Source organism: Subsaxibacter sp. CAU 1640 (assembly GCF_023156585.1).
Taxonomy (GTDB): Bacteria; Bacteroidota; Bacteroidia; order Flavobacteriales; family Flavobacteriaceae; genus JBPOFM01.
This window is the reverse complement of record NZ_JALNMI010000005.1, coordinates 410,193-427,901: the sequence shown is the minus strand read 5'-3', so window position 1 is coordinate 427,901 and position 17,709 is coordinate 410,193. Positions and strand designations below refer to the sequence as shown.

General features: G+C 36.3%; 18 protein-coding genes. 7 read left to right on the top strand and 11 right to left on the bottom strand.

Annotated elements, in window-relative coordinates; genetic code table 11:
• From M0G43_RS14410 to M0G43_RS14400, 3 genes are read left to right on the top strand one after another with little or no spacing between them, the layout of a single operon-like run.
• Complete coding sequence (locus M0G43_RS14410; RefSeq protein WP_248027585.1) at window positions 1-1,233, top strand: tetratricopeptide repeat protein; 1,233 nt, start codon at window positions 1-3, stop codon at window positions 1,231-1,233.
• On the top strand, window positions 1,226-1,846 hold the full coding sequence (locus M0G43_RS14405) for a WbqC family protein (RefSeq protein WP_248027583.1): 621 nt from the start codon (window positions 1,226-1,228) through the stop codon (window positions 1,844-1,846). The genes M0G43_RS14410 and M0G43_RS14405 overlap by 8 nt, the downstream gene beginning before the upstream one ends.
• Window positions 1,846-2,154 (top strand): DUF6122 family protein, encoded by a 309-nt coding sequence (locus tag M0G43_RS14400; RefSeq protein WP_248027581.1) that lies wholly within the window; start codon window positions 1,846-1,848, stop codon window positions 2,152-2,154. The genes M0G43_RS14405 and M0G43_RS14400 overlap by 1 nt, the downstream gene beginning before the upstream one ends.
• An 11-nt stretch (window positions 2,155-2,165) precedes the next feature.
• On the opposite strand, the gene M0G43_RS14395 is transcribed toward M0G43_RS14400, so the two are convergent.
• From M0G43_RS14395 to M0G43_RS14360, 8 genes are all read right to left on the bottom strand, one after another.
• On the bottom strand, window positions 2,166-3,185 hold the full coding sequence (locus M0G43_RS14395; RefSeq protein WP_248027578.1) for an endonuclease/exonuclease/phosphatase family protein: 1,020 nt from the start codon (window positions 3,183-3,185) through the stop codon (window positions 2,166-2,168).
• Window positions 3,186-3,190: 5 nt separating this feature from the next.
• Window positions 3,191-4,063 carry a rhomboid family intramembrane serine protease gene (locus M0G43_RS14390; RefSeq protein WP_248027575.1) on the bottom strand — a complete coding sequence of 291 codons (873 nt, stop codon included), beginning with the start codon at window positions 4,061-4,063 and terminating at the stop codon, window positions 3,191-3,193.
• A complete protein-coding gene (locus M0G43_RS14385) occupies window positions 4,064-4,813 on the bottom strand; it encodes a rhomboid family intramembrane serine protease (protein WP_248027573.1) in 750 nt (249 codons plus the stop codon).
• A gap of 19 nt (window positions 4,814-4,832) precedes the next feature.
• Window positions 4,833-6,683, bottom strand: a complete 1,851-nt coding sequence (gene mutL, locus M0G43_RS14380) for a DNA mismatch repair endonuclease MutL (protein ID WP_248027571.1) — start codon at window positions 6,681-6,683, stop codon at window positions 4,833-4,835.
• Window positions 6,683-6,961, bottom strand: coding sequence for a riboflavin synthase subunit beta (locus M0G43_RS14375; protein ID WP_248027569.1), 279 nt, complete (start codon window positions 6,959-6,961; stop codon window positions 6,683-6,685). Before M0G43_RS14375 ends, mutL begins: the two co-directional genes overlap by 1 nt.
• Window positions 6,962-6,966: 5 nt before the next feature.
• Window positions 6,967-7,188: a hypothetical protein gene (locus tag M0G43_RS14370; RefSeq protein WP_248027566.1), complete on the bottom strand. Its 222-nt coding sequence runs from the start codon at window positions 7,186-7,188 to the stop codon at window positions 6,967-6,969.
• Between the two features lie 134 nt (window positions 7,189-7,322).
• Window positions 7,323-7,805 (bottom strand): 6,7-dimethyl-8-ribityllumazine synthase, encoded by a 483-nt coding sequence (gene ribH / locus M0G43_RS14365; protein ID WP_248027565.1) that lies wholly within the window; start codon window positions 7,803-7,805, stop codon window positions 7,323-7,325.
• Between the two features lies 1 nt (window position 7,806).
• Window positions 7,807-8,571: a tetratricopeptide repeat protein gene (locus tag M0G43_RS14360; protein WP_248027563.1), complete on the bottom strand. Its 765-nt coding sequence runs from the start codon at window positions 8,569-8,571 to the stop codon at window positions 7,807-7,809.
• 134 nt (window positions 8,572-8,705) lie between these two features.
• Between M0G43_RS14360 and recF the strand changes: the two genes are divergently transcribed.
• The 4 genes from recF (at window position 8,706) to M0G43_RS14340 (ending at window position 10,785) form a co-directional block, all read left to right on the top strand.
• On the top strand, window positions 8,706-9,785 hold the full coding sequence (gene recF, locus M0G43_RS14355) for a DNA replication/repair protein RecF (protein WP_248027561.1): 1,080 nt from the start codon (window positions 8,706-8,708) through the stop codon (window positions 9,783-9,785).
• The gene (locus tag M0G43_RS14350; protein ID WP_248027559.1) at window positions 9,782-10,198 is read left to right on the top strand and encodes a lipocalin family protein; all 417 of its coding nucleotides are present in this window, start codon (window positions 9,782-9,784) and stop codon (window positions 10,196-10,198) included. Before recF ends, M0G43_RS14350 begins: the two co-directional genes overlap by 4 nt.
• Window positions 10,198-10,494 carry a DUF721 domain-containing protein gene (locus tag M0G43_RS14345; protein ID WP_248027558.1) on the top strand — a complete coding sequence of 99 codons (297 nt, stop codon included), beginning with the start codon at window positions 10,198-10,200 and terminating at the stop codon, window positions 10,492-10,494. The genes M0G43_RS14350 and M0G43_RS14345 overlap by 1 nt, the downstream gene beginning before the upstream one ends.
• Window positions 10,495-10,593: 99 nt before the next feature.
• Complete coding sequence (locus M0G43_RS14340) at window positions 10,594-10,785, top strand: cold-shock protein (RefSeq protein ID WP_248027555.1); 192 nt, start codon at window positions 10,594-10,596, stop codon at window positions 10,783-10,785.
• 133 nt (window positions 10,786-10,918) lie between these two features.
• On the opposite strand, the gene M0G43_RS14335 is transcribed toward M0G43_RS14340, so the two are convergent.
• The 3 genes from M0G43_RS14335 to M0G43_RS14325 all read right to left on the bottom strand — a co-directional run bounded on the left by M0G43_RS14335 (window position 10,919) and on the right by M0G43_RS14325 (window position 17,635).
• Entirely contained in the window at window positions 10,919-14,251 is a 3,333-nt protein-coding gene (locus M0G43_RS14335) for a T9SS type A sorting domain-containing protein (protein ID WP_248027553.1), read from the bottom strand.
• Window positions 14,252-14,525: 274 nt separating this feature from the next.
• A complete protein-coding gene (locus tag M0G43_RS14330; RefSeq protein ID WP_248027551.1) occupies window positions 14,526-17,090 on the bottom strand; it encodes a M4 family metallopeptidase in 2,565 nt (854 codons plus the stop codon).
• A 125-nt stretch (window positions 17,091-17,215) separates the two neighbouring features.
• Entirely contained in the window at window positions 17,216-17,635 is a 420-nt protein-coding gene (locus M0G43_RS14325) for a nucleoside-diphosphate kinase (RefSeq protein WP_248027549.1), read from the bottom strand.
• Window positions 17,636-17,709 lie beyond the last annotated feature (74 nt).

Genomic DNA, 17,709 nt, shown 5'->3' with positions numbered 1-17,709 from the left:
ATGGAGAATTCTAACCTAGAAAGAGGAATTCAATTTTTCGAAATGGGTAGATATAAAGATTCTATCCCTTACCTGTTGGCAGCTATATCTGATGACAATGATAATTATTTAGCCAAGTATCTTTTAGCTCAATGTCATTTTCAGAATAATGATATTGATAAAGCACTTCAACAGTCAATTGACCTGCGTTCTGAGGAACCAAACCATGATGGCATATACCTCCTACTATCCCAAATATATCTTCATAAAGATAATAGCAAAGAAGCAGAATTAATGATTGATAAGGCAATTGAATTAAATCCTTATGAAGAAAATCATTTTGGACAAAAAGCATATGTCTTGATTAACAAGAAAAAATATGAACAGGCACTTGAGTATGCCAATGAAGGCCTAAAAATAGATTCCAAGTCTACCTTTTGTCTGAATGCTAGAACTACTGCCCTGACAAAACTTAATAGAAAGTCGGAAGTGAGCGAAACCATTAATTCTCTTTTACATGACAACCCTGACAATGCATACTCTCACGCCAATGCTGGCTGGAGCTATTTAGAAAATAACAATCGGAAAAAAGCATTCGAGCATTTTAAGGAAGCTCTTTCCCTAAATCCCAATCTAGATTATGCACGAAGCGGTATGTCTCAAGCGGTAAAATCAAAAAATTGGGTTTATAATCTGTATTTGAGATATGCTTTTTGGATCAGTAATAAATCGACTAAAAATCAATGGCTGGTTATTATAGGTATTTACTTGGTATATAGATTTTCATTAAAAGTACTTACAGCCAGTGGACTCACATATCTTGCGTTTCCTTTGATCATCTTATATCTTTTGTTCGCACTAGGCACATGGATTATGGATCCATTGTCAAATATGATTTTAATGTTTGACAAGTTCGGAAAATATCTCTTGGATGAACAAGAAAAACTTACGGGGCAGCTTCTTTTTGCTCTTCTATGTCTCTCTTTAATTACTTTTTTATGTTCACTTTTCATATCTGAAGACTACTTAATTCTCTTTAGTTTGACTTTTTTGGCAGTTATATTACCTTTTACCAGGGCAACTTCTACACTAATTAAAAGAAGTAGATTCTTGAATATGACTTATGGAAGTATCATGTTTATCATTTGTTTCGGCGGGTTTTTGATGGGATATCCCATGGCATCAACAGGAATTGTAGTTGGTATTATGTTCATTGCTTATACGTGGATTGGTAATTTTATTTCCAATGTATAGAGTATTAGTACACCCTACCTATTTTCCAAGTATTGCCACATTTGTAGCCATTGTCAATGCTAAAAACGTAACGTTTGAAGTCTGTGACAATTATCAAAAGCAGACCTATAGAAACCGAATGTTTATCTATGATGCCAATGGAAAGTTGCCATTGACCATACCTGTAGTGTACTCGCAAAAAAACCGACAACTTTATAAAGATATCGTCATTTCCAATGATGAGAATTGGCAAGATCTTCATTGGAAATCGATTCAATCAGCTTATAGCAGTTCTCCTTTTTTTGAATTTTACGAGTATGATTTTTTGCCTTTGTTCACTGAAAAGTACAAATACCTATTGGATTTCAATTTCAAATGTTTAGAGACAATCTATGATAGCCTGGAGCTTCCGATTGAATTTGAAACCACCAAATCTTTCGAAAAAAAACCTCAAAATTTTCAAGATTATAGATATTTGGCGGATAACCGAAAAGAGATTGTCCAGGATTTTAAACCTTACGTTCAGGTATTTGATGACAAGCACGGTTTTATTCCCAATTTGAGCATTTTGGATTTGATTTGCAATGAAGGTCCGAATGCGACACTATACTTGGAAGCACAATCGTTGTTATAATGTTTCAACCCATTGTACATTACGGAATTCATTTTGGCTTGCCTCTGGTTGTAGCCCTGCTGTTATTCAAGAGCAATTGGAAAAAGGCATATCTTATTATGATTTTGGGAATGCTCATAGATTTAGATCATCTTTTGGCAACACCTTTATTTGACCCAGAACGTTGCAGCATTAATTTTCATCCGCTACACACCTATTATGCGATGATCGTGTACGTGATTCTAACTCTTTTTAAAAAAACACGATTGATTGGCCTGGGATTATGCATTCATATCATCGCAGATATTACAGACTGCGCTATGATGTAGAGCCCATAAAACTATTTCAATTTTATTCGACTCATAATCGGGTAATGGTCAGATAGCGACACATCAAATGTCTTAAAACTATTGATCTCAAAGGCTTCATCCACCAAAATAAAATCAATTCTAACAGGAAAAAACTTAAAATCAAAGGTTCTTCCGAAACCGTTTCCTGCTTCGACAAAGGCATCCTGCAAATCACCTTTAATTTCCTTATAAACGTATGAATATGCCGTATTGTTAAAGTCTCCGCAGATAATCATTTTATACTTACATTGCTTTTTATGCATCAAAAACAATTCCGTCTGAAACTGCTGCATTGTAAACGTTTTGCTCACGCTTTTGAATAGATTTTCGGAGGTTTCCTTTACAAGAGCATCAGCATTGGCATCGATTTTCATCGACTGAAGATGTACATTATAAACTCGGATGGTATCCTTTCCTTTGACAACATCAATAAAAATCGCATTGTTATAAGATTCAGGAAATTCAATGGAACCGGAATTCACAATCGGAAACTTGGATAAAATTGCCTGTCCATTTTTCACTTTGTCACCAGCAATCTCTTCAAATTTGTGATAACCAGAAAAACTGATGTCATCATCACGTCTATATTCCTGAATACTTAAAATGTCTGGTTGTTTATCATTTATAAATTCAACAATCTGTTTGTCAATACCTTCATTCGGAATCCATTTAAAAACATTAAATAGTCGAACGTTATAGTTCATAATGGAAATATTCTCTGAATCATCCACATTTTTAGACGAAGAGAATTTATATAGTGAGGTGATGTATTTGTAGCCGATCAAAATGACAATAAGCGAAAGCAACAGTTGTTTTTTCACCTTGAGAAGCCAGTAAACTACAAACAATATATTCAAAAGAATCAAAAACGGAACCGTTAAGCTCAAAACGGATAGAAATGCAAACTTTTTAGGTTCGAAATAAGGCAGAATATAGGAAAGGAATAATAAGACCGCTGCAATGCTATTGACGAAGAATACCAATTTATCAAATAGCTTCAGGTTCTTCATAGTGTTTATTCTTTTCCTACTTTAAACAGAAATTCCTTTTCTTCTTTTGTCAAACTCTCGTAACCACTTTTACTTATTTTGTCCAGAATAAGGTCAATCTGTTTTTGCTTATTAAACTCTTTAAATTCAGTTTTAGTATGACCCACTACTGTGCTTGACTTTCCTTTATAGACTGTTTTTAGAGGTGATTGTTTCTTGAATGTAAATAAATTTTCCATCCAATCCATCAACTTTTGAAAACCTGTACCTATATCAGTTCCTTTTGCCAATTGCATCGCGTAAACATAACCAAGCAAACTACCGCCCAAATGCGCCACACTTCCACCTTGATTGGTGCTAAAAAGTCCTATAACATCAATAACTACTAAAGCAGTTCCTATATACATCAGTTTAATATTCCAAAATGCCAATCTCACTTCAGTATTCGGCATATAGGCACAAATAAAAATCAATAAAGCCCTAACGCCCGCTGAAGCTCCTACCAAGCCTATTGCGGGGTTTAAAATGCTTTTTGGAAATACATTGTAAACAAGCAAAAACGTCAAACCCCCGAAGATAATTCCCAGAAAATAAATGCTCAATGCCATTTTTGGCTTGAACAGATTCAAAACAATTCGAGAAACGAAATAGAGTACCAACAAATTGAACAAAATGTGGAAAAATCCATAATGCGCGAAACCGTAGGTGATAATGGTCCACGGTTTATAAAGAAAATCAAAAAAATCGCTCGGTAATTTTAACCAATGCAGACTGTCATCGACACCAAATACTCGATCCATTAAAAACCCAATCACAAACACCACAACATTGATTAAGATAATCAATTCAAGTGCGTTAAGACGTTTCAATTTAAATTGTATGTCTTGAGATAGACTCATTTAGTTCCAGCGATATTTATCCGATTCGTTCTTTTTCCAAAACCACATCAAAATAAATCCTGTAAGTGCACCTCCTACGTGTGCGGCAAATGCTGTATTACTAGGACTGAAAATAGATTGTCCAGTGATAGCTGAAAACAAATCCAAAGCAATAATTCCAGGAATAAAATATTTAGCTTTTATAGGTATCGGCAGAAATATCAGCATCAATTTAGATTCTGGGAAAAGCATTCCAAAAGCCACCAACACTCCCATTATAGCTCCAGAAGCACCAACCATAGTCGAATTGAATATCGGAAACATTTTTTGAAGTTCCATACGCTGCATTTCACTCACAGCTTCACTTACTTTGTTTGTGCTTAACGCCTGATGAATTTCATTTAATGACATACCTGATTCCAAAAGAGCGCCTTCTGAAGGAAGATACTTAAAATAATAAAAACCTAGCATTATCAAAGCAGCTCCTAACCCTGAAAACAGATAAAATATAATAAATTTTTTAGCACCAAAAACTTGCTCAACGGCAGTTCCAAACATCCACAATGCAAACATATTAAATAGAATATGTGTCAATCCTCCGTGCATAAACATATGAGTCACTAACTGCCAAGGTTGGAACATTTCATTTTTTGGAAAATACAGCGCAAACCATTTATAGAATAATTCACCATTGCCAATAGTCATCGTCCCAATGAACATCAAAACATTGATGATTAAAAGGTGCTTAACAGTATCCGTAATGCCTCTCATAATTGATTTTTTATCTAAATTACATAAATTTTTTATCCAATTCATCAACTGTTAAGGTGACAAATGTAGGTCGGTTGGTAGGTGATACCGAAGGTTCTTTACAGGCAAATAGGCTATTGACCAGATGTTCCTGTTCTGTATTGTTCAACGATTGACCAGTTTTTATCGCCAAACTTTTTGCCATCGACTTTGCCAATAAATCAGTAGCACTAAAATGACTATCAGGCACTTCCTGTTCGACATCGCTAATCAATTGTTCCAAAATGATGGATACTTCACTATCAGGCACATTTACGGGAACACCGATGACATCTATGCTTTCACTATTGAATTTTGAAAATACAAATCCTGTGGCTTCCAGGTCATCCTTCAATTGCTTCAAAATGGTCATTTCATTTGAAGAAAAATGAAGCTGCAACGGAAATAACAACTGCTGACTCACGGCTTCTTTCACAGTCATACTCTTCAACAAACCTTCGTACAAAATCCGTTGGTGTGCTCTATGCTGATCTATCACCAACATTCCAGATTTTACAGTGCTAATCACATATTTGTTGTGAAGTTGATAGGTTTTCTGAACTTCATCAACGCTAGAATCATCCTTAAAAATTGAACCAGTTCGTTCCTCGCTTTCAAATTCAATTTGGCTAAAATCGCTTTCAACTCGTGTTCCTTTCGATTCCAAACCGACGTACAGACTGTCCCAATTATTAGGAGTCTGCTTTCTAAAAGCTGTTATTTGCTTGCCAGAAGATTTCTGTTCCACAAAAGGATTAAAATTCCGGTCGACTTCGACTGTCGGATTCGTAATCCCTTTATCCTTGTAATCATAAGGCGTATCGAGGTTGCCATCGTATTCAAAATCCAAAACGGGCGCAATGTTGAACTGACCTAAACTATGCTTGATGGATGAACGCAAAATCGCATATAAGGTGTGTTCATCATCAAATTTTATTTCGGTTTTAGTAGGATGAATATTGATATCGATGGATTTTGGGTCCACACTCAAATGAAGAAAATAAGCTGGCTGATTGCCATCCCGCAATAGGCCTTCATAAGCCGCATTGACCGCATGGTTGAGATACGGACTCTTAATAAATCTGTCATTCACAAAAAAGAATTGCTCTGACTTTGATTTTTTTGAAAATTCAGGTTTCCCTACAAATCCAGAGATTTTTACCACTTCGGTAGCTTCCTCTACTGGCACCAATTTTTCATTGGTTTTACCACCAAAAATATTGACAATCCGTTGACGCGATTTACTCACGGGAAGATGAAACACCTCACTCCCATTGTGATACATTGAAAAAGCAATAGCAGGATGCGCCAAAGCCACACGATGAAATTCGTCAATGATATGTCGAGTTTCAACCGTATTTGATTTCAAAAAATTTCGTCTAGCAGGTATATTAAAGAATAGATTCTTAACAGAAATGGATGAGCCTTTAGGTGTTACTACAACTTCTTGGGACGTTACCTCACTTCCTTCGATGGTTATTTGTGTTCCAAGTTCGTCTTTTTCTTGTTTGGTTTTGAGTTCGACGTGAGCAATGGCAGCAATACTAGCAAGTGCTTCACCTCGAAAACCTTTGGTGTGAAGGCTAAACAAATCTTCAGCTGCTCGAATCTTTGAAGTAGCGTGGCGTTCAAAACTCAATCGTGCATCAGTAGCACTCATTCCTTTGCCATTATCAATGACCTGAATCAGAGTTTTACCAGCATCTTTAATGATTAATTTGATGACTGTAGCATCAGCATCGATAGCATTCTCCAACAATTCCTTGACCACAGAGGCAGGACGCTGAACGACTTCGCCTGCTGCAATTTGGTTGGCAACATGATCGGGTAAAAGTTGAATGATGTCAGCCATTAGCCTTTTGGAAAGAAAATTGACAAATCAAAACCGATAATCAACAGAAAAATTAAAATCAAAACACCAGCAATGATAAATATTCGACGATTGACCGTAGGATCTTGGTTTTTATAATCATCCATCGCATTGTTAAACTTCCCTTTAAGATTTGTCTTTCCAACAGTCTTTCTGAAGTCATCAAACTTATGCTTTATTTCATAAGGATTACCTTCTCCTTCAAAATAACGTGGTGTATAACTAAATTTTTTGTTGGCGCGTGTTTTGAAAATTCCCATGATTTCTAATTTTTATAGTTGTCTAACACAAACCATAACACAACTATCATACCCAAAATAAGCAGCCACAACAACAATGAAGATGATGATTTACTGCGATATTTTGACAGATGTTTGGTTTTTTGTCTATTGGTTTGCAACTGTTGCCTAATTTGAATGTCCTCATCTTTAAGATGTTTAGGCGTATAACTGAAACGTTTATTTCTGTGCTGTTTGAATAGACTCACTAATAAAATCTTAAACTTCTCAAATTTACTTAAAATACAAGGAAAAACCCATCTTTGAACTCCTAAAAATTGTTAACAAAGAAAGACCGAAGTCGAATGACAGGATGGTGTAGATTGACGACTGTAGACTAAAATTAAGAATTCTTACGAAGCGTAGCCATTTTGATGGCCGCAACTGCAGCTTCAACACCTTTGTTACCATGCGTACCACCAGAACGGTCAATAGCTTGCTGCATGGTGTTATCTGTCAATACACAAAAAATTACAGGTGTATCGTGCAGGACGTTTAAATCTTTGATGCCTTGAGAGACGGCTTCACAAACAAAATCAAAATGTTTGGTATCGCCTTGGATGACACTTCCTATGGCAATGACACAATCAACCTTATACTGCATTTTTTTACTTCCATAGATAAGCTCATAGCTCCCTGGAACACTCCAATGCAAAATGTTATCCTTTTGAACGCCATGTTCTATCAAGGTATCAAAAGCACCTTTAAAAAGATTATCGGTAATATTACTGTTCCACTCTGAAACAACAATCCCAAACCGAAAGTCCTTCGCATTTGGGATTGTAGCTTTATCGTAAGACGATAAATTTTGATTTTTTGTAGCCATCTTATAAGCTTGCCTCTGCTCTTCCTATAAACACATCGATGTTTGACGCTTCACTAGAAGTAGAGAATTCATCTTTGATTCTTTTATAGTTTTCCAATGCCTTTTCTGTCTTGCCCAATTTCATTGCCACGTTTGCAGCTTTAAATAAATACATAGGTGTCGTGTAGTCATTGGTGTTCATATTTGCAGCCTCTTCATAATATCCTAAAGCATCTTCTGGCTGATTCAATTGCACAAACGCATCTCCAATACCACCTTTAGCAATCGGTCCTAACATCACATCATCACTTGAAAACTCACTTAAATATTTTATAGCATTTTTATAATCCTTAAGATTCAAATAAGCCATACCTGCATAGTAATTTGCCAAATTTGCCGCTGGAGTTCCACTATATTCATTTGTAATATCCAAAAAGCCAAACTTTCCTTCACCACCATTTAATGCCAACGTGTATAAAGAATCTTTTGCAGTACCATTCACAGCTTGGTCAAAATACTTTTGTGCTTGAAACATTTCATTCATGGCCTCACTTGCTTTTGGCTCTGCCACAAATTTGTTATAACCCAAATACCCCAAAACTACAACAGCTATGGCTCCTACAGCAATCATGATGTAGTTTTGATTTCTAACCGCCCACTCTTCAGTTTTTGAAGCTTTGTCATCTAACGTGTTGAAAACTTCAGCAGTAGTTGAGTGTTGTTCTAAAACTTCTTCTTTTTCTTCTTTGGTTTTTGGTTTGTAACCTCTCTTCTTATAAGTTGCCATGTATTCTCATTTTGTGCGCCGCAAAAATAAAATTTTTATTGGTATTTAAAAGGCAAATTATTTGTTATTTTTCAATAATTTGCAGTTCTTTTTACGTAAAAGTCAATAACACATCTTCGTCAGATTCATTTTCTATGGTTTTAAATACGCTTTCATTGGTCAATTATAAGAATTTTGAGAGCCAATCCTTTAAGTTTGATTCAAAAATCAACTGTCTTGTTGGTGCCAATGGTGTGGGAAAAACCAATGTGTTGGATGCCATTTACCATCTAGCCTTTGGAAAAAGTTATTTTAATCCAGTTGCAACACAAAACATCAAACACAATGAAGATTTTTTTGTGATTGATGGTGTTTTTGAAAAAGAAGAGCGCGTCGAAAAAATCATCGTTTCTCTTAAAAAAGGGCAGAAAAAACTTATCAAACGCAACGGAAAGCCTTACGAGAAATTTAGCGACCATATCGGTTTTATTCCGTTGGTAATCATTTCTCCTTCTGATAGAGATTTAATTATTGAAGGAAGTGAAACGAGACGAAAATTTATTGACAGTGTCATTTCGCAAAGCGACAAACAGTACCTCAACAACCTTATCAATTACAATAAAGTATTGGCGCAGCGCAACGCACTTTTAAAATATTTTGCTCTAAACAATACGTTCAATGCGCAGACGCTTCAGGTTTATAATGAACAGTTGCACACCTACGGAACCGAAATTTTCAAGACCAGAAATGATTTTTTGGAAACCTTCATTCCTATTTTTAAATCGAGATACAACGCCATCAGCAATAAAAATGAAGTGGTTAACTTGAGTTATAAAAGTGATTTGTTTGATGGTGAATTAAATGATCTTCTGAAAGAAAACATCAATAAAGACAAAGCATTACAATACACAAGTGTCGGCATACATAAAGATGATTTGAATTTTGAAATTGAAGAATTCCCTATCAAGAAATTTGGAAGTCAAGGACAACAAAAATCGTTTTTAGTAGCCTTGAAATTGGCACAATTTGACTTTATCAAACAGCAAAGTGGAGTTCCTCCTATTTTGCTTTTGGATGATATTTTTGATAAATTGGATGAAAACCGTGTGGCGCAAATCATTGAACTGGTAGATAATGAGCATTTTGGGCAATTGTTTATCAGCGACACGCACGCAGAACGTACAGAAGATGTGGTAAAGCAGATTCATCAATCCTATAAAATATTCAAACTTTGAAAAAAATAATTGCCCTTTTGTTATTGATGGTAGTTTTTGGGTGTGCTGATAATCTTGAAGACAATATAAGCTATATGAATGGTTATTGGGAAATCAAGGAAGTAACACTTGCTGACTGTTCGAAGCGAGAATATACCTTTAGTGAGACTATCGATTTTTTTGAAGTGAATGACAGTTTGATTGGCTTTAGAAAGAAAATGAAGCCTAATTTTGACGGAACGTTTTCCACATCAGAAAATGCCGAAGCGCTACAAATTAAGATTGAAAACGACAGTTTGAATATCTACTACTCCACGCCGTATTCCAAATGGAAAGAGACTATCCTCGATGTTTCCGAAGACCAAATAGTAATACAAAATCAGGCAAAATTACGTTATACCTACAAAAGATACGAACCTTTAGAACTTAACTAATGGCAAAAAGAAATAACGACCACTTACCTATCAGCGATATTATCAAAGAATTTGTTGATGCCAATCGGCTTCAAAACGGTTTGGACAAAGTGAACGTGCAAGATGCTTGGGCCAAAATGATGGGAAATGGTGTAAATAATTACACTACAGCTGTTCAATTGGAACGCGACACCCTGTATGTTCAGTTGAGCTCAAGTGTACTTCGGGAAGAATTGAGCTATGGAAAAGAAAAAATTATTTCTATGCTGAATGAATCTATTGGTAAGGACGTCATTAAAAAATTAGTACTTCGCTAAACCAGTTTAAAATAAATTCATCAAAATAATATATTGTTAATTTTTATGGAGTTATATTTGCTTAAGATTCTATAATTAATTTAACAACTTATCATTACAATGGGCAAAGGCACAGTAAAGTTTTTCAACGAAACTAAAGGTTTTGGTTTTATCGTTGAAGAAGGTTCTAAAAAGGAACATTTTGTACACATTTCTGGATTGATTGATGAAATTCGTCAAGGAGATGAAGTCGAATTCGAACTTAAAGAAGGAAAAAAAGGATTAAACGCAGTAAACGTAAAAGTAATTTAACATATACGCATTAATTTTTTTAAAAATCAAAAAGCCTGCAAAATTATTTTGCAGGCTTTTTTTATGCATAATTGTAAAAGACTAAATAAAAAAACCCAGCAAAAACTGCTGGGTTTTAATTAATTATTTTAATCTAATTAGCAATAATCAATTTTTTGGTGGATACACCATTTTCATTTGCAATACGCACGAAATACATACCATTAGACATGTTTCCTGTTTTAATGTTGTAACGTGGGTTTTGAAGATTCATGATAGACTCATTACTCAACACTTTACCAGAGAAGTCCATCAATTGGATGCCCAAATCTTGGTTCAAGTAACTTGTCAAATCCAATTGAACTTCACCTCTAGTTGCAGGGTTTGGATACATTGTCCAAGCCAATGGATCAGCAACACGAGGAGCACCGCAATTAACATTAAGAACAAAATTTCCTGCATTTGAAGAGTAACCCGTCACATATATGTAGTAAACTGTTCCTGCTTGCGAAGAGAATGTCACTGAAGATTGCGTTGTAAAACTACCTCCGCAGTAAGCACTTGAAGGAGCGTCATCATTGCCTGCTACACAAATCAAACCAGCACAATCGCCTCTAAATATACCTAATTTGGTATCATAACTAGAGCCACAAGTATTTACAGTAATATCGCTACCTGTACCTTCAACTTTATAAAATCTGCCTGGCGCAGTGTTAAGAGAAGTTACACAAGTATCAAAATCATTGATCTCATATCCAACCGTGCTACCTGTTGTAGACTGCCCACAAGAAATCCCTACTGCATCCAAACAGGCTTGATTTGGTGGTGGAGGACCAGCACATGTTAATGATAGTGTAAATGGTCCAGGGTTAGAAGTAAAACTGGAGAAAGGTGTGACAAAGATATAATATGTCGAACCTAATTGAGTCTCAAATTCAACTTCAGAAGCAAGGGTGCTTCCAACACCACCGTCACATGAATCATCATCATTAGCATAACATGATATAGACCCACAATCCCCAGAAAAAACAGCTATTACTGTGTCAAAATTAGTCCCTTCACAGGTACTTGCAATTATACTATATCCAGTACCCTGAACTTTATACCAAACACCAGGCATATCATTTATAGTAGGGCCACAAGCTGATAAATACTCGTTTACCATACCGTCAAAAACATTACCATTAACAGTATCGCCGCAAGCTATCTCTGTCGCAGATGCACACCAAGGAGATTGCTCTGTTGTAAAACTTGATTCTTGACAACCATCTACCGCATTTCCATTATTATTATAAGCTGTCACAGTTACATAATAAACCGTACCAAATTCTAATTCAGGATCATATGTTAAAGTATTTCCGACATCTAGATTATTTAGTATGTCAGTACCTCCAGGCGTTGTACCTATAGAAAGATAATAACCATTAACATAACCAGTTGCTGCACCCCATGCAAGCACAACATCCGTACTGACATTAGTGGCGCCAGGAGCAGGAACTTTTAATTGAGCATCACACAGCGGTGTAGTTTCACAAGTTGGAGTTCCACAACTTCCTAATGCATCACCATGATTTAAATGCGCTTGCACTGCATTTGGTGATACGCAAATTTCATTGCCGCCATGACATATAGTAACTTTAGCCTCATTGTTGCCATTACCGGATGCACACTGAACATCTACCACAACCACTGTAGTTTCTGCTGTAGACATACAACCTGCAGCATCGGTAATGGTTACTTCATATGTCGTTGTAGCTGTAGGAGATACTGTAAAGACACCTGTATTGTTGGATTGCCCATCACTCAAAGCATAAGTGTAAGGAGCTATACCGAATTGTCCAACCGCAGTTAAAGTAGTTGATGAAGAAGGTGCATAACCACTATAAACTGTTGCACAATCATCATTAAATTCAGCTTCACAAACACAGTTTACAGATAGATTATAGTTACCATTTGCAGAACTAAAACCAGTTACATAAATGTAATATCTTTGACCCGCAACAGATTCAAATGTTACCTCCGAGTACAATATTCCAGTAGCTACATCGTCATTACCCCCAACGCAATTTAATGCTCCACAACTTCCATCATAAACAAATAATTTTGTGTCATAAGCAGAGCCCGCTGTGGAAACAACAATATCTCCCCCAGTACCTTCCATTGTATACCAAACGCCTTTAGCTGTTGTTGATGAAGCACCACAGAAAGGAATGGAAGTTTCATTATTTGCATATTGAGTAGAACCAGACACACTTGAGCCACAAGTAACTTGAGCAGCAGTACTACAAACATCATTAGCTGGTGGACAATTATAAGAAAACGAGCCAACGTTAAAGTTACAAGCTGCTTCTGCATGAACTACTGACAATGTGAAAGAAGAACCATTAGTGAAAGGTCCTACTTGATTTACACCACTCGTAATAGGAAAGGTGTTCGTACCATCCGAGAAACCTGTTGCATCATTTACCGCAGTAACGTTCACATTGACATAAAAACGGTTGTTACTACAATCTGGGCTTAATGCGGAAGCACCAACAGTGGCACTTGTACACAAAGGTGCAATTATATTGACCGTAGCATCGATAGTAACACCATACGTGCCGCTATAACAAGGGTTTGGAGTTGCCTGACCGCTATCAGCTGTTCCGATACGCATCCTATGTGCGCCTACTGTCGCAGTAGCAGACAAAGGAAAAGAAGCGTTTAAAATAGTTGGATTGGTACTGGCTGAAGTACCAGAATAAACACGTTCAGAAGCTTCAAATGTAAAATTGTCATTAAAGTCAATCCAAATGTGTGAATCATATGTATAACCAGTTGCAAATCTAATTTGAACATTAACATTTTGACCTTGCTGTAAGGTTACAGGCGATGCTGTTAAATCTCGATAAGTAACATCTGGGATAGTAAAAGCCGTTGTACCTAAAGTTAAATTTGTGATTCCCGCTCCATCATTTGACGATGGTACAGAAGAACAGTAAGATGGAGGAGGCGGAGCTCCAAAAGTCAGTGACCATGCTCCCATTGTACCACTGATAAGAGCGTCATCATCACATACCCTTAACTTCCATAAACCATTAGTTTGTCCTGCGACTGTAGAGAAGTTACCTTCAGGCAAATAATTACCAGTGAAAGGTGCAGAGCCGGCCGTGATATTTTGAGAGGCAGTAGGTGTAAAATGAGTACCCACATAGTTGTCTCCACCTCCACCGTTATCAGTAGACAGCTCTAATACAGCTCCATTGGGAGCCACTAAATAAATATCCAAATCACCCGTAAACAAGTGCTGAATATTAATTCCTACATCAACAAGTGAAGCTCCTGAAGCAACTCCACTCACAGTGATAGAAAATTCAGATGGGGTTGCGCAACCATTGTCTGGTATAGCACCTCCCGTACCATTAAAGGTTTGGGAAAATACCGAAATAGTGCCGAAACAACACAGTAAAAGCATCATCCCCCTAAAGAATTTGTAAGCTTTTTTCATAAGAAAAGATTTAATAATTAGTTAATAGCTGTAGGTAAGTCCTTAAATTTAGGGACAGCCATAACATATTCAAGAGATAATCTATTGTAGATGCCTTGGGAACGGATAAATATATAAATATTTTAACATTACCTTATGATTTTGATAAAAAATTCGATGAACGACATAAAAAATGACAAAAAAGACTATTTTTATTTGTCTATTTATTTATCTATGTATAAAGACAAAAAAAATCCCACAGGTTTGATGTGGGATTTTCATGATTTATTCAACGTCAGTTTTTTATCAGCTTTATTGTGATTTGTCCATTGACGGTATTTATTCTCATAAAATACATTCCAGAATTATATTTGGTAATATCAACTTCCAACTCGTCACTTAAGGATGTCAAATCTAAAGTAGAGATCAATCTGCCGTTGATATCAAAAATTTTAGCTGTTGATAAATTGATATTTTGAACTTTTTTCAAAACAATCTTTCCATTTGAAGGATTTGGAAAAACTTTTATCGCATTGGACAAATTATCATAATCCGTCACAGAAAGTGTTGATGTACAATTGTAAACAATGATTTCATCAATGTACCAACCATCATTCCCATTACAACCATCAGTACCTAATTCAAATCTAAATTGAACAGTAGAATTCGGCCCTACTCCCAACAGTGACAAATTAACAACACTTTGTCCCCAGGTACTTGTTAAAGAGCCACCATCGGTGCCCGTAAAAGCAAGTTCTCCCTGCATAGGATTATCATTTCCTTGTGCGGCAGTGTTGATGTAACTGTTATAGGGGTTTTGTATAAACACATTACTTGGAACCAAAGTCCACTGCCCATTGTTTACCCGAATTTTTAAATTACCACCATCCCATTGGTTCTCGGTGGCAACGTAATGGTTGAACGCAAGCTCAAAATTACCTGTTGTAACATTCGGAATCGAAATCAAGGGGCTTTCCAACCTGATGATGCCATTTTCTAGATCTGAAGTGCAATTTCCATTTATTGGATCTGGACCAAACATAGCATTGCCCGTTCTATTTTGTGGTAAAGACGATGTAACAGTCCAATCTCTAGGTTGCCAGGTATTCGCATTAGATGGCAATTGAGTGACAGTCCAAACGTCTGTCCCTGACTCCCAATTTTCAAAAAATATTGGGTTGGTATTTGCTGCTTCACACAAAGGAGGGGTTGCTGCCAATATTGGTGCATAACCACAGGCATCTGGATTTATTCTTAACTCGACAGCCAAAAGAGCATTGACCAGACTTTGGAGGTCCGAAGCATTGATAATTTGACCTGAAAGACCTGCAGCGGTGCCAGTTGTAGACAAACCTTGTAGATTTATCCCTATTAAATCCGTGCACGCCGCCTCTAAAGCATCCGCCAAAGCGGCAAAATCACTGGTAGGCGTTAAATATACATTTTGAGCTCTCCAAAAAATATGTGCTGCCTTAACAAATCCAATTCCATTAATAGTTTGCCCGTTATAAAAGCCTCCATCCACCAATAGCGCATAAGCATGATTAGGAATACCTGAATTGATATGCACACCACCCGAATCAAAGTCACCACAACTGTATTGACCATCAGTGACCTTACCAGGATCTCCTTTACATGGTGGATACCACATATCTCTAATTGGACTGCCAAATGCCGAGGCATCTTCTCCAATTTTCCATCTTGCAGAATTACATGCAGTTGTTGTCCGTATATTTAGGTTTTCCCCAACATCTTCATAATTATTAAGCAAGTCAATAGTTTCTCCCCAAATATCAGAGTAAGATTCGTTGATAGCGCCAGATTGATAGGCATAAATCAAACCACTTGTATATTGTGTATATGCATGGCCCCATTCATGAGCAATAACATCATCAGAAGCTGTACCGTCACAATAGTTTGCTGTATAACCGTTCCAATTTGCATTTGGACAAAATATATTTGGATTATTGTTAATAGTCCTCATTGTAATATCAGCGCCATTGTAAGACACATATCCAAAAGCATTTTTAAAGAAATTATAGACGTGCCCAGAGGCTTCAACCTCATTACGTTGCCAGATGGTTAGTGTACCTGGAAACGGGCTTCCTTCTTGCCATATTAAATTGTTCGTATTATTTTCATAAATTTTTCTGTCAAGAGCATGTGCCATGCCTGTAAATTGCTCTACTAGCTCACCAGAGTGAGCATTGATATATATAAATTCTCTAACATCTAACTTGTTGTAAACTTCAATTTCATATGTTAGATAAATTGATTCTACATGCCCTTGCAACAGACCTTTCGGAAAAACATATAATAATGGCGTTCCTAGTAGTAGAGGCTGTCCAGAAATATTCAACCCTTGATTTGATATCGTTTCCAGCGCAATAGTTTGAGCTTGCATATGACTCAAATATGGTTCATGCTTTAATTTAGAAATTCCAGGAATATAATTTCCATTAATGGCAGTTAACTTTTTATTTGAATTGAAATGAAAACGCAATTGACCATCAAAAACCGGGACACCTTGATAAACTTGTTTAAAAATTACATTCTCTAAACCGTAATTGTCTATTTGAATTTTATCAAAGACTAACGTCTCTTCAACTGAATCGATATTATAAATCTCCTTGAAGTTTTGAAGAAAATAAAGTGCCTTCTGCTTTAAAGTGGCACCGTTCAGTGTCATTGCGTTACCAATAGGAAATCTGACAAATTCAGCCAAACCTGTGACTGAATTTTGCGTAACAATGGCATGATGTTCACGCTTTAATTCAGTAATTTTTGATTGGCTATTTTGAGCTTGAGCAAAAGAACTAATTGTCAAAACGAAGGATAGTATCCAAGTAGATATTTTCATAGGTAATATTTAAAGGTCGTAAATGTAAATAAAAATCTTTGTATCAACATAATGATTGAAATTCTCGAAAATAAAAAAGCCCACAACGTTCATTGCAGGCTTCAATTTCAATTAATATGTGATATTTAAAATTGCTCTCTACCTGAAAAATGGAAAGCGCTTTCAATTGCAGCATTCTCATCGCTATCACTTCCATGTACAGCATTTTCGCCAATAGAAGCAGCGTATAATTTACGAATGGTTCCTTCAGCAGCATCAGCAGGATTTGTAGCGCCTATCAAAGTTCTAAAATCTTCGACAGCATTTTCTTTTTCCAAAATTGCAGCAACAATCGGTCCACGTGTCATGTATTCAACCAACTCTCCGAAGAAAGGTCTCTCACTGTGTATAGCGTAGAAAGCCTTTGCATCAGCAGTTGTCATTTGTGTTAGTTTTAATGCGACAATTCTAAATCCTGAAGCATTGATTTTTTCTAATATTGCGCCTATGTGTCCTTTTTCGACAGCATCTGGCTTAAGCATTGTAAATGTTCTGTTCGTTGCCATTTTATTGTTTTAAATTCTGCGCAAAAGTAATTCATTTATTAACAAAAACAAACCTATCCAATATTAAAAAATTG